The 13,746-nt window shown below is 40.1% G+C and carries 14 protein-coding genes; all 14 read left to right on the plus strand.

The genetic code is table 11. The features are described from left to right. Positions 1-5: 5 nt before the first annotated feature. The 14 genes from MHB50_RS18845 (at position 6) to MHB50_RS18910 (ending at position 13,746) form a co-directional block, all read left to right on the plus strand. Positions 6-1,076, plus strand: a complete 1,071-nt coding sequence (locus MHB50_RS18845) for a P1 family peptidase (RefSeq protein WP_077113916.1) — start codon at positions 6-8, stop codon at positions 1,074-1,076. Between the two features lie 886 nt (positions 1,077-1,962). Beyond that, on the plus strand, positions 1,963-3,042 hold the full coding sequence (locus MHB50_RS18850) for a beta-ketoacyl synthase N-terminal-like domain-containing protein (protein WP_339165264.1): 1,080 nt from the start codon (positions 1,963-1,965) through the stop codon (positions 3,040-3,042). A gap of 52 nt (positions 3,043-3,094) precedes the next feature. After that, complete coding sequence (locus MHB50_RS18855) at positions 3,095-3,841, plus strand: 3-oxoacyl-ACP reductase family protein (protein ID WP_340084540.1); 747 nt, start codon at positions 3,095-3,097, stop codon at positions 3,839-3,841. Positions 3,842-3,883: 42 nt separating this feature from the next. Continuing rightward, the gene (locus tag MHB50_RS18860) at positions 3,884-4,144 is read left to right on the plus strand and encodes a phosphopantetheine-binding protein (RefSeq protein WP_340084542.1); all 261 of its coding nucleotides are present in this window, start codon (positions 3,884-3,886) and stop codon (positions 4,142-4,144) included. A 237-nt stretch (positions 4,145-4,381) separates the two neighbouring features. Then, entirely contained in the window at positions 4,382-5,575 is a 1,194-nt protein-coding gene (locus MHB50_RS18865; RefSeq protein WP_205179981.1) for a beta-ketoacyl-[acyl-carrier-protein] synthase family protein, read from the plus strand. Further along, positions 5,572-6,033: an acyl-CoA thioesterase gene (locus MHB50_RS18870; RefSeq protein ID WP_339165268.1), complete on the plus strand. Its 462-nt coding sequence runs from the start codon at positions 5,572-5,574 to the stop codon at positions 6,031-6,033. Before MHB50_RS18865 ends, MHB50_RS18870 begins: the two co-directional genes overlap by 4 nt. 61 nt (positions 6,034-6,094) lie before the next feature. Next, positions 6,095-7,240, plus strand: a complete 1,146-nt coding sequence (locus tag MHB50_RS18875; RefSeq protein ID WP_339165270.1) for an FtsX-like permease family protein — start codon at positions 6,095-6,097, stop codon at positions 7,238-7,240. Next, positions 7,233-7,952, plus strand: a complete 720-nt coding sequence (locus tag MHB50_RS18880; RefSeq protein ID WP_077113923.1) for an ABC transporter ATP-binding protein — start codon at positions 7,233-7,235, stop codon at positions 7,950-7,952. The genes MHB50_RS18875 and MHB50_RS18880 overlap by 8 nt, the downstream gene beginning before the upstream one ends. Before the next feature lie 12 nt (positions 7,953-7,964). Next, positions 7,965-8,975, plus strand: coding sequence for a Gfo/Idh/MocA family oxidoreductase (locus MHB50_RS18885; protein ID WP_077113924.1), 1,011 nt, complete (start codon positions 7,965-7,967; stop codon positions 8,973-8,975). A 42-nt stretch (positions 8,976-9,017) separates the two neighbouring features. After that, positions 9,018-10,082, plus strand: coding sequence for a BtrH N-terminal domain-containing protein (locus tag MHB50_RS18890; protein WP_077113925.1), 1,065 nt, complete (start codon positions 9,018-9,020; stop codon positions 10,080-10,082). Next, a complete protein-coding gene (locus MHB50_RS18895) occupies positions 10,073-11,098 on the plus strand; it encodes a hypothetical protein (RefSeq protein ID WP_077113926.1) in 1,026 nt (341 codons plus the stop codon). Before MHB50_RS18890 ends, MHB50_RS18895 begins: the two co-directional genes overlap by 10 nt. Then, complete coding sequence (locus MHB50_RS18900; RefSeq protein ID WP_340084546.1) at positions 11,064-12,101, plus strand: BtrH N-terminal domain-containing protein; 1,038 nt, start codon at positions 11,064-11,066, stop codon at positions 12,099-12,101. Before MHB50_RS18895 ends, MHB50_RS18900 begins: the two co-directional genes overlap by 35 nt. 12 nt (positions 12,102-12,113) lie before the next feature. Next, positions 12,114-13,031 carry a glycosyltransferase gene (locus MHB50_RS18905; protein WP_077113928.1) on the plus strand — a complete coding sequence of 306 codons (918 nt, stop codon included), beginning with the start codon at positions 12,114-12,116 and terminating at the stop codon, positions 13,029-13,031. Beyond that, entirely contained in the window at positions 13,015-13,746 is a 732-nt protein-coding gene (locus tag MHB50_RS18910) for a PIG-L family deacetylase (protein WP_340084549.1), read from the plus strand. Before MHB50_RS18905 ends, MHB50_RS18910 begins: the two co-directional genes overlap by 17 nt.

Consider the following 13,746-nt stretch of genomic DNA (forward strand, 5'->3'; position numbering starts at 1 on the left):
GATAAATGACGAGAGTTCGATTGAGAGATTTAGGCATAACCATAGGAAGATACAAAACAGGTACGCACAATTCCATTACAGATATACCAGGAGTGATGGTTGGCCATGTCACTCTTTCCGACAAGAAAGAAAATGGTTGTACAGTCCAAACAGGAGTATCTGCCATTTTGCCTCATCCTGATAATGTATTCCGAGAAAAGGTTTTAGGCGGCGCTTATGTCATTAATGGGTTTGGAAAGACAGTAGGGACGATCCAATTGCAAGAGCTGGGCCTTATAGAAAGTCCTATCCTCTTAACGAATACTTTTTCAGTACCGGCAGTCTCGGAAGGAACCCTTCGGCATCTCCTTCATCAAAATCCACAAATTGGCGATACAACAGGCACCGTGAATGTGATCGTGGGAGAATGCAATGATGGGTATTTAAATGACATTCGCGGACTCCATGTCAAGCCCCACCATGCCCGCCAAGCGATTCTATCCGCTAAATCGGGAGTGATTGAAGAAGGATGCGTGGGAGCGGGAACAGGCATGTCTTGTTTGGGGTTCAAAGGTGGTGTGGGAACAAGTTCCAGAGTCGCCTCCTTTGGAACGGAACAATTTACTGTAGGAGCATTTGTGGTTAGTAATTTTGGATTGAAAAAAGATCTTCGTCCCCCAAGGGGTGATTGGACAAGTTGCTCCGAACAGGAAGAAAAAATGCCAGACGGATCCATTATGATCATTCTGGCAACAAATGCCCCCCTCAATGAAAGACAATTAAGCCGCTTAGCAAAGCGCGCTTCTTTTGGACTTTCCAGAACGGGCTCTTATGCTGCTCACGGGAGCGGAGATATTGTCATTGCTTTCTCCACTGCCCATCGTATTCCTCATGAGTCGCCCCCTCACCCAAAAAGGATACCCTTTACATTTTTGAGAGAAGACGGCGATACTATTTCTCGATTGTTTGAAATGACTGTAGATACGGTGGAAGAGTCCATTTGGAATTCTCTTTGTAAAGCGACCACTACAGAAGGAATTCATGGACGAGTCCGGGAGGCGATACCTTATGATATGTTATTGGGTGGTACTTCTTAAAAAGGTCTTTTTCAAAAAGCAAGGCCATTAAAAATAAGAAAAAAGATCGATACATTTTGTCCATATGGCACTCCATGGCTTGGATGTGATTTATAAATAATGTCCGGGGTGCTGTATCTCATTTGGAATGAGCCTGCGCCTGATGATTCTAAATAGCTCAGCAACCTTTAAGCCACTTAATGAGCAATGAATGTCTCCAATTGCAGAGCAACAAAGGTCTAAGCCTTTTATGTCTGGACATGTATTGTTGATCATACACCGGATACATTTCTTCTTTTGCCGAATCCTGTATCTTTTTAGCATTGATCTTCAGGGCGGTGATGATGACCGTATCGAATCTTCAACCTTGCGGAAAACCGCAAGTGAAAATACCTCATTGAGTGAGCAAATCGGGGGATTTACTATGACAAAAGCGCTCCCCGGCATGCCGCACTGAGTACTCCCCTAAACAGTATGCCTCACCTACAGCTCGTGAAATGAAGGCCAAAAGAAAGCCTTGCTCCGTCCCAATATCGTGTAAGGCCTGGATGGTGCAGGCTTTTTATATCCCTCTTGCAAATCTCTCCATCTAGCATTTTGGAAACCATATTATTCCAATAACGTGAAACAAAACTACTAAAAAGGCAGTAAAAAACGGTCATTTTCCATTTAGATTTTTCCTAACGTAAATTCCCTTACGGAAAGCCGCAATAAGGATTGCGGTGAAATCTGAAAGCAGTGCGTTATAATTTAATAAAGAGTAAGAAATAGGAAATAAGGGGTGAAATCGGAAAAAAATTGTAGAATTTAGGTGCTGTAAAAGCAGTAAATGAAACGAAGGACACCATCCATTAGTCCTATCTGGCTTGTGAAAAAGCAAAACTACATGAAAAGGAGGGGGTTATTTATGAGTATCGTCATTACGGGCATGGGTGCAGTCACACATTTGGGCATTGGTCAACAGTTGCTGCGCGAGGCTATCGTCCATCATAAAGATCCCATACCTGACAGCTGGATTTCAGAAGAACTGCAACTCGCATTGACTGGGTTTCGGGTCGATGATGAACAATACAAAGAATTACTGTCACCCTATAAGACTAGAAATATGGACCGCTTCGCCAAGTTAACTATCGCCGCTGTTCACAATGGTCTCTGTGATGCAAAATTGACAGAGAAAGAAGATTTGGAAACATCTGGTTTTATCATGAGCACCACTTTTGGACCTTGGGAATCGACAAATCGTTACACAAAGCAATTAATTCAAGACGGCCCATCGAATGCAAGTCCAAGGTTATTCCCCAATACCGTGTTAAATTCTGCACAAGGCCATGTCTGTATTTCCTTTAACATAAAAGGACCTACCTCAACCCTCACAGGCTTATCTGCGATCCCTTATGCAATGAGTCTCTTAAAAAAAGGACAGGCAGAAAGAGTTATTGTAGCCGGAGCTGATGAATTGAATGAAAATATGGTCGAGGCTTATTGCCATCTCGGCAGTTCTATTCGTTTCGGTGAAGGCGTTGGGGTACTCGTGCTCGAAACATTAGAAAGCGCACAAAATAGGAATGCGATTATTTATGGTGAAATTGGTGAATATGCACTTGGATGTGAGCCATCTTTACACCTTTGGTTTGAAGATATCGATCCGAATAGTACGATTATGCTTGATTTACTTAAACAGATTCCCCTTGACGAACATGTCGATGAGTTGATCGTCGTTAAAACCTCGAACGGTTCGGAAAAGGTCGAAAAATTAGAAGCAACAATATTTCAGACGTTAAACGATACATATTCAAATATAGAATGGCATTGCCCCAAAGAAAAATTGGGAGAAACATTTGGTGCTTCTAGCATTTTACATACAATTAGCGCGGTTCACCTTCTAAATAGAAATACAAATGCGAAAGAAGCGTTGGTGTTAAACAATGAAATTGGTGGAAACCATATGGCACTTCAAATAAAAAAATGGAATGACTCATATAGTTGAAAGTTAAACCATTTGATGAGACTAAGAAGAGTTGAACAACTAAAGGAGCTAAATGATGAGCGCAAATGAAAAGGTTGCTATTGTAACGGGGGCTTCCAGGGGTATTGGAAGAGCGATATCAGTTGCACTTGCAAAAGAGGGCTATAAAGTCGTTGTTAACTATAATCGCAGTTTGGAAGATGCTGAAAAAACGGTAGAAATCATTCAAGAAAACGGAGGAGAAGCAATTCTTCATCAAGGTAGCGTCACTGATCCTGAAAAAATGAAGGAAATGGTTGATACTACTGTCAATCAACTTGGAACGGTTGATGTTTTAGTCAATAACGCGGGAATTTTAATTCCTAAATATTTAATGATGACAAAACCTGAAGAGTGGAATGCCACGATTGATACAAATTTAACAGGTACATATTACGGGATAAAAGCTGTATTACGTCCAATGATTGAAAAAAAGCAGGGAAGAATTATTAATATTAGTTCTGTTGCAAGTATTAGCGGGATTTCAGGACAAGCCGCTTACGCGGCAAGTAAATCAGGAATAAACGGAATGACGAAGGTGTTGGCAAAAGAGTTGGCCCCTTTTAATATTCTCGTCAATTCCATTGCCCCGGGATTTATCGAAACGGATATGACAGGAGATTTTCCAGATCGTATGTTAGAGGAATATCGTGACTCCATTCCACTAAAAAGATTTGGACATCCAACAGAAATTGCTGATTTTGCTTCCTTTTTAGCGTCTGAAAAAGCAAATTATATAACTGGTCAAGTCTTTGCGATTGACGGAGGCCTATCTGTCTAAATATGATTTTGACATTTTGCACAAAAATGGAGGGAATAAAAAATGAGTGAAAAAACATTAGAATACCGCGTAAAAGAATGCATTATTGACCGTTTAGATTTAGAAGTGACACCCGAGGAAATTATCGATAGTGAACCATTATTTAATGAAGGATTAGGACTCGATTCCTTAGATTCATTAGAACTCGTAATTGCTATTGGAAAAGAATTTAATGTCACAATTGGTGACGATGAATATGAAGTGTTAAATACGATTGAAACAATTTGTCATTTTATTCGCGAAAAAAATAGTCAGCTAGTCTAATTAGATAAAGTGAAACTTCATTCAGTAGGAACTCCTACTGAATGTTAGTTGAACCAATCGGGCATTTAGGTGCCGTTTTCTCACACTTAGACCTTTTGTGTCAAATCAGGTCTTGAAGTGGGAGTCTTACGGCACCTTACATGCGGGACAAAGTTTGGAGAAAAGACTGTCTATCTTGTTTTAATACGACAAAAAAGCTGGCTTTTCTCCTCATTTTTTGTAATGGAGTGTGAAAGAATGAAGCGCATTGCGATTACAGGAATTGGTGTACTCTCTTCAATCGGAAATGGGAAAGATGATTTTTTACAAGGACTACTCGCCTCACGCTCAGGTTTATCAGATGTAACGTCATTTGATGTCACAGATTATCCAATCAAAAAAGGCGCCGAAATTCTGCCGATTCCTTTACCGGAAAGTGATGCATATGAAGACGAAGTTGTAAAAAAAGCCTTTATTGCTGCAGAAGAAGCGCTTGTTGATGCGGGTTTAAACGACTGTTATGCACCGCAAGAGATCGGTGTTTCCGTAGCAACATCGTTGGGCGGCATCAATTCAAGAGTGAAATATTATACAGAACGAAAAAATAAAGGAAAAAGTGATCCCAGTTTACTGCTACATGTCCCTACTTCTAATATAGCCGGCTCGTTAAGTCGCTATTTTCATTTTCGAGGACCAAATTCAACCGTAGTAACTGCTTGTGCGGCTGGAGGAAATGCACTGGGAATTGGCGCTGATTTTATTCGTGAAGGCAGAGCGACAGCGATGCTTGTTGGAGGCGTAGATCCGTTTTCAATGATTTCATTTAGCGGCTTTACCGTTTTGCGTTCATTATCCCCTAATGTTACAAAACCATTTAACGAATATCGTGATGGACTGACATTAGGAGAAGCAGCAGCATTTTTAATATTTGAAGAAATGGAAGCCGCCATAGAACGAGACGCACCTATTTATGCAGAATTTTTAGGTTACGGAATTAGTAATGACGCTTATCACATTACCTCTCCCGACCCTAATGGCGGTGGCGCCTTGCGTTCAATGAGTGCGGCTTTAAAGGAAGCAAATGTTGCTGCGCAAGACGTTGCTTACATAAACGCTCACGGTACCGGAACACCGTATAACGACAAAATGGAAACGAAAGCCATTAAAGATTTATTGGCGGAACGTCAAACAAACGTATCAATTAGTTCATCGAAGTCTCAACTTGGACATACATTAGGTACAGCCGGCGCCATCGAAGCAATCGTTTGTACACTTGCGATCAAACATCGCTTCTATCCAGCGACGATTCATTTTGAAAATACGATGGATCATGACTTGGATTTTGTCCCTAATGAAACGAAAGAAGGAGAAATTCAATACGCGTTATCCAATTCTTTCGCTTTTGGAGGAAATACAGCATCAATCGTCATCGGAAAAGTGGATGGACCATGAGCAAGAAAAACAAGCTGAATTTAACAGATGGATTTCCGACTTCGGTCCAAGTTCAATTCCATGAAGTAGACGCGATGAAAATTGTTCACCATAGTCATTATATTTATTGGATGGAAATAGCGCGATTCCAATTTGCAAAAGCGATGATGGGGCTTTCTTTTACAGACTTTGAAAAGATGGGTGTTTTTCTGCCTGTAACAAAATTAGAAAGCAACTATCTACAATCGGCAACTCTAGATCAAGAAATCGTTATTTTTTTAAAGCTGCTAGAACGCGATGTTGCAATCGCAACGTTTTATTATGACATGCGAGATAAAAATAGCGGGCAAAAGTTATTTGAAGGAATGACAGAACACGCCTTTGTTGATCGTCTTGACAAACTCCTTTTACATTACCCGGAAAAGTGGAATGAGGCGCTGCAACTAATAAAACAAACAAACCCATCCTATATACTCTAACCATTAACGTTATTCAGTTTCCTTATACGTGCCGTGCCAAACATCTTTTGGAGGTTCCTTTATGCTTAAATATGTTTTTCAAAACATCCGTAAAAGAAAAATACGGACGGTTTTAACGGTATTCGCGATTATGGTATGTATTCAAATGTTTACCGTCATTTATTCGATTGTAGAATATACAGTCGCCGACTTAGAAGGAGAAATGGCTAAATATGCGGGGCAAATGTATGTGAAAAATATTAGTGCGTCTTCTAGTGCCGGAGAAGATTTCCCACCGATTAACAGTACGATTTCAAGTAAAACAGGTGACGACATTCTCAAGTCTGTCGATGCCAAAGTAAATACAGATTTAAGTACACCGATTATTTTTCGGCCGATTGCGGGAGCAACCGCGCCCAACATGCCGCCTCAAGCATTAGCAGTCGGTGTTTCCAGCGGAAAAGAGACGGCCTATACCGGAGAGAATGTTGACCTTAAAAAAGGTTCCATGGAACTTGCTGAAGGTGAAAAACAAGTAGTACTCGGCGCTGGCGCAGCTCAATTTTTTCAAGTAAACAATATTGGTGAAAAAATAGATATTTCCGGTGAAACATTTGAGGTAATCGGTCTTTTGAAAAAAGGAAATCGAGTTACTGATCCGATGGTGCTAGCGCCCATTGATCAATTACAAAAAGTCTTTGCATTAGAAACCACATACTCAACCTTGTTGCTAACTGCAAAATCAATCGAACAAATTGATACGTTGTCAAAAACAATCGAAACCGATTTTAAAGACGTTGAAGTAATGACACAAGGAAATATTGCCGACAATATTAACCAATCTCTTGCTGGCACTAAAATGTTCATGAACACTATTTTAGGCACTGTCATCGCCGTTGCTGTAATTGTCATTTTAATCGTTATGACGCTCGCCATTATGGAGCGGACGAAAGAAATTGGTGTCATGCGCGCAATCGGTGCTCAAAAATGGGACATCACAAAAATTATTATCCTTGAATCGCTGTGCATGAGTTTAATCGGTGGAATTCTTGGCGTCATCGGCGGATATCTTATCATGCGGTTTATATTTACAGCACCAGAATTTATTACAGTGAAAATAGCAGTAACTTCTATCGTCATGGCTGTACTTGTCGGTATTTTGTCAAGCCTCTACCCTGGAATAAAAGCCGTCAGTATTCAACCACAGGAGGCTTTGCGATATGAGTGATTGTTTAATCGAAGCAAACCAATTATCTAAAACATATCAGATGGGAAAAGTCGGAGTCTCAGCTTTGAAAAAAGCTAGCTTTACCATTCAGAAAGGTTCGTTCACGGCAATTATCGGCACATCCGGCTCCGGAAAGAGTACGTTACTCAATTTACTCGGTTTAATTGATCATCCAACCGATGGTTCTTTAACATTCAAGGGATTAAATGTGAATCAGCTATCAAACTATGAACAAACAAAAATAAGAGCGGAAAATATCGGCTTTATTTTTCAAAGTTTTCACCTTGTTCCGGTAATGAACATCCTTGATAACGTCATGTTGCAATTGTCATTTAGCAAAAAGGATAAAAAACAGCGAAAAAAAACAGCAATCGAAGCATTAAATAGCGTTGGCTTAGGTACATACCTTCAACATTATCCCGCAGACTTATCTGGCGGACAACGGCAAAGGGTATCGATTGCAAGAGCATTAAGTAAAGATCCCGACTTAATTTTAGCTGATGAACCCACCGGTAGCTTAGATAGTAAATCAGGCGCGGGAGTGTTAGACATTTTTAAAGCATTACATAAACGAGGAAAAACCATTATTATTGTCACCCACGACTTGGAAATTGCTTCCATTGCCAATCAACAACTCGTTTTAAAAGATGGAGAATTACTTGAAACGAATACAAACGACGTAGAACAATTAAAAAAATATTATTACCGTTAGGGGAAAAGAAAGATGAAAACCATTCAAGTCGGAATTATCGGTTGTGGTACGATTGCAAAAATTCGTCATCTCCCCGAATGTCGAGATAATGAGCACGTAACGATCTTTGGCGTCTGTGATGTAAATGAAGAACGAGTGCAAAAGTTTGCCAGAACATATCGCACAAAAGCATTTGCAAATTACGAGGATATGTTAAATGACCCGGCACTAGACGCAGTTATTATTTCACTGCCCCATCATTTACATGCTCCAGCCGCAATCTATGCAGCCCGTGCCGGCAAACATATTTTAGTCGAAAAACCGATTGCGACAAATCTAAATGATGCCTGCGCTATCGTTGAAACAGCCAAGGCGAATGGCGTAAAGTTAATGGTCGCTCATAATCAACGCTTCGTTCCATCACATAAGCAAGCGAAAAAACTAATAGCAGAACGAGCAATTGGACGAATATATTCGTTTCAAGCGACATTCGGCCATAGCGGACCCGAGCAATGGAGTATTGATGGAAACGATTGTTTTTACACACAACCTAAACAAGAAGGTTTTGGCGTGTTAGGTGACTTGGCCATACATAAAATTGATTTAATACAATTTTTGCTCCAGGCAAAAATAGTCGATGTCCAGTCTATGATCGGCTCCTTGTCACGAACACAAACAGAGATTGAAGATGAAGCCGTTTTGGCAGTAAAAATGGACAACGGGATCATCGGATCGATTACAGCAAGTTGGAATTATATAAAACCCGACTTTTCAACCATCATATATGGGGAAAATGGAGTCATTCGGCTAGAAGATGATCCCGATTATCCACTTATCATCCAGTATCGGGATGGTACATCAATTAAGTATGAATTGCCTGACATACTCGAATATGAAAGAAAAATGCCAGGCAGAAGTCAAGTAATTACCTCTTTTATTAACAGTATTTTATACGATGAAACACCTCCTGTAACTGGAGAAGAAGCACTCGATGCGTTATCCATAGTTGTCCAATCAATAGAACAACAACGAGTGGTCATCTAGTTAACCGGAAGTTTTAGATCAATCATCACAGGGGGAATAGTGATGTCCACATTAATTGATTTTGATACGCACCGCCTGGGACTAAACTGTGGTTCAGCACCGATCAGAGACATGCTTGAATTTTACGGCTATCCATTTTCCGAACCTATGTGTTTCGGATTAGGAAGCGGGCTGCACTTTGTTTACCATCATGGCGGCAAAGAAGTAGTTGACAGACAGTATCGTGCGCCGCTAACCGTCATTACAGGACGTACAGAAACACCTTTTGTAGAACTTTGCAGTGTACTTGGCATAAAGATTACATTTAAACGAACGCATGACCGAGAGTTTGCGTGGCAAACCGTGAAAGAACTCGTTGATCGGCACATCCCTGTCGCTTGTGATATCGATGTTTCTAAAATCCATGATACAAATCCGATTGCGGAAACATTCGGTCTTTCAATGGGTGGACATAAAGTCATTTTAATCGGTTACGATGAAGATAAAAATACAGCAACCATTATCGAAAATGTGATTGAAGAACCAGTTACAATTCCTTTAGACGTGTTTCAGCACATTCGTTCATCGGCAGAATTATACCCGTCAGAAAATGAATGGTTTTATATTGATCCACCCCGGCAAATTCAACATATGAAAAAGGCACTTAAAATGGCCATTATTAAAAATGTCCAACTAATGAAGTATCCGGCATTTTCCTTATACGGGACAGATGTTGAATGTAGCGGCTTAAGTGGTATACAACTTTGGCGTGAAGAAATAACGAAATGGCCGGAAATTCTTCATCCAGAGCGTCTAGAGTTAAGTATCTTCACCGTCCATATCCAAAATAGCATTTCAGGCGGCGGGCTGTTTAGAAAAATGTACGCGCGCTTTCTACGTGAAGCAGATGATTATTTACATGAAGAAAACTTAGTCCGCGCCTCTAATATGTATCGCAAGCTGGCAAAGCACTGGGACGAGATCATTAAAACCATGTTAGAAGCCTATAAAAAGAAAGAGTATAACGTATTTTTCACAGAAGCATTCAGTCATCTTGCTGATGAAATTGTGATGAAAGAAAAGGAAGCGATTCGATTGCTAGAGGAGGCTTCAGATAAGTGGCTATAAACAACAATCATTTGTTTGAAGTGTCTCCTATTCCCGGGGTTCATCCACATTTAAGTTTATTAACAACGATTTTTCGCTACCACCAACAACATTTTGGGAAAATGAAACAAGTAACATTATCTGAACCGCTTTTATTTGGACTCGCTTCCGGACCAGGATTTTTTTATAAAAAAAGAAGCAACCATTGTCTCGTCTTAGGCAGTCATTCCTTTGATCTTTTACAAGACCTTGCCACAAGTACCGGCACGTGGATTAATCGTCGTTTCTCTTTGTCTGGAAAGCATGCGATCAGAGAAATGAAGAACTATTTGTCAATATGGAAAGCCCCCATTTTGGTGACGGTTCCCTTGCATGTTTTTCCTCAGGCAAAATGCGACGAAGAAGAAGCGTTACGCACAACATTAGATGAACCAGCGACGAAATGTATCGTTACTGCCATTAATGATGAACTTGTCCAATGCTATATTCATACAAAAAACATACCCCTTTACCTTCGTGTAGAGTTATTTGAACGCATCTTAAACAAGTATTGCCATCGTTGGGCAGATATTATTTTCCCGAGTAACGACATTTCACTTCATTGGCTTTATGGCCATTCCATCGATCGCCATATCCAACGTTCAACAGGTTGGAGTGGGTACGGAACTCCACATGAACATATGCGCGCATTTTTTTATGATGCGGCACACCATCCGGCTGAACTCTCAATAGAAGCTGTCCTATTAAGTGCTGAAACATTAGGCGGCGACTTTGGCAGGACTTGGTATGGTCAATTTTTACAGGAAGCAAACAAACATATCGAAAGCTCCTATGTGGAAGAAGCGGCAAAACTTTATAAGTTAGCCGCTACATATTGGAAAAAGATTTTAAAAGACTTAGAGATGTCGATGGTTGATACCGATTCGATTGAAAACATGATGGAGATTGAAACATTAGCAGTAGAGAAACTAGCAAAGAGAAAAAAGAAGGCGGGTGGTTGTCATGTCTGCCAACACAAAATCTCCCTACCAACATAAAAGAGGAATTCACTGTATCACTACAGCAATGGCCAACATATTAAGTGGCGAAAATATAGATCTTTCCGAAGAACTCTGTTTTGGGATTGGTAGCGGCTTAGGATTTACGTATACACGGGGGAAAAGCATCGAGCAATATCTCGTCTTCGGTAGAAGTGATGATTTAGAACTTAATTTATGTGAAATGCTTGGAATATATGCGAAGTTATCCCATGAGCCCGATAGTGACATGGCATTGGAACATTTAATGAAAAAAAAGGCAGCCAATGAGCTGGTTATTGTTGACCTTGATATTAGTAAACTGGCTTATTTAACTGAGGCATTGAAATGGCCGGAAACATCGTCTCATGGTGGCCATAAAGCAGTATTCGGCGGTTATGATCGTAAAACAGATGAAGTCTTTTTATATGAATATCTGTGGCTAGAACCGCAACGAATGAAACGAGAAGATTTTTTTCAAGCTTGGAATTCGTTTAACGGGTTAGCACCAGCTCGTAACTTATGGTACGAGTTTATCTTCCCTAACTCTACTGTGCCTTTGGAAACAGCCATTAAAAAAGGAATTCAAATGAATGTGTACCGTATGCTTTCCCCTTGGAACAAGTTTCATGGGATGGAAGGATTGAAAGCTTTTTTACGGGCGGTTCCGAACTGGCCATATTTATTTCAAGAAGAAGATCGCAGAAAGCTCGCTTATGCTTCATATGTTTCATTAGAAATTGGCGGTACCGGTAAAGGCGCATTTCGTAAAATGTTCAGCCGTTTTCTAAAAAAAGCTGCCCATTCTATTCATGATGAGGCGTTACGAGAGGTGGCGAAAGATTATTTACAGTTAGCGACCCTATGGTCCGAACTGGCCACCCTTCTATTTGAAGGAAGTGAAGATCCAAACAGCGGAATTTTTTCTGGCAGTCGGGAAAATGAAACGTTAACAGAAGAAATTTATGCCAAAGAGAAACAAGCGATTCATCGACTATTCGCCATTTCTGAGAATTGGGGCTGAGGAAGTGTTTCGATGCTAAGTATTATTATCCCAACATTTAACCAACGTGAACGATTGGCAGTGACACTGGAAAATTTGGCAAAACAGGAACGAATAGAACATACGACCGTATATGTCGTAAATGATGGTTCGACAGACGGCACAAAACAGTGGTTAGACGAGTTGGACTATTCTTGGTTAGTTCCCATTCATCAAGAAAATAGGGGGAGAAGCGCGGCAAGAAATACAGGAATCAACCATGCACGCTCGACATATGTCCTTTTTTTAGATGACGATATGGTCGTAACCCCTCATTTTATTTGTGCCCATTTAGCAGCCCAACAGCAAAAAGAAGCGATATATATCGGCGAAATCATTAATATTCCGAATGAACATGTTGACGATCTATTCCATAGAAAGCAAACTTGTCTTACTTTCCATGAATTGGACCCATTTGAACAAGAAGATTTCCTCGTCAATTTAGGACGTTATTTTCAAAAGTGGAACAACGAAGGAAACGATATTTCATGGACATGCATGGTTGCGGCCAATGTTTCATTTCCAATCACATTATTTAAACAAGTCAACGGGTTTGATGAACGTTTTAAAGGTTGGGGTGTGGAAGATCATGAGCTCGCTTTCCGGTTTTATCAAGAAGGCGGTACATTTCAATTTTTAAAACAGGCAAAAGCGTACCATCTTGACCATCGCAAAAAAATAAATCGCACACAAATATTAGAAAATGTCTTATATTTTTATAAAAAAACAGGTCTTCACCCTGAAGTAAAAGCATATGTAGATTATGTGACTGGGAAAATTTCGATGAATGAATTATATCGCCAAACGATGAAACGTGAGCCTGCTGTGCATGAGGAGCCACTATTTTTCAAGCCCAATAAGCATTTAACCGATAAAGAAAGTAAGGGACATTTTCATGCAACACATCATTGATACATTCGTACAAAGACATAAACGCCCACAACTTGTAAACATACAAAAAGGCAAAAAAGTGCTTGTTTTAGCCCCCCATCCCGACGATGAAGTAATTGGCGCCGGCGGCAGTCTCTTAAAGCATAGGGATTATGAAAACAAAGTCCATATCGTTTTTATTACCGATGGCAGCAAAGGGCGAACGAGAGAACAGTCGATTGAAGAAACAATACGAGTAAGGGAAAAAGAGGCAATCAACCTCTGCAACGTGCTAAGTGCAGATTACTCTTTTTTAAAATGTAAAGATGGTGAGTACATTCCAGAACAAAGTAAAATTCAATGGATGAGAAAAAAGATAGAATCGTATAACCCAACCGATATATATTTGCCGCATCTTGACGATTCTCATCGCGATCATTTTATGACGAATATCTTATTTTTTGAAGCATTGAACAGTTTACCAGAACAAGGACGGAACATATGGCAATACGAAGTCTGGTCTCCTGTCTCACCGAATATCGTCATCAACATTTCTAATGAATTTGAGCGAAAAAGAGAATTAATGTTGCTTTATGAGTCCCAATTACAACTCATCCCCTATGATAAAATAATGGAAGGACTAAATAAATATCGCGTCGCAACGATACCATTGCCGGGCATTGAATATATAGAAGCTTTTCATCATTCAGATGAACAAGAATATAAGAATAATGTGCGCAGACGACAAGGAGAATGA

It is taken from the genome of Siminovitchia sp. FSL H7-0308, assembly GCF_037980985.1.
Lineage (GTDB): Bacteria > Bacillota > Bacilli > Bacillales > Bacillaceae_C > Siminovitchia > Siminovitchia thermophila.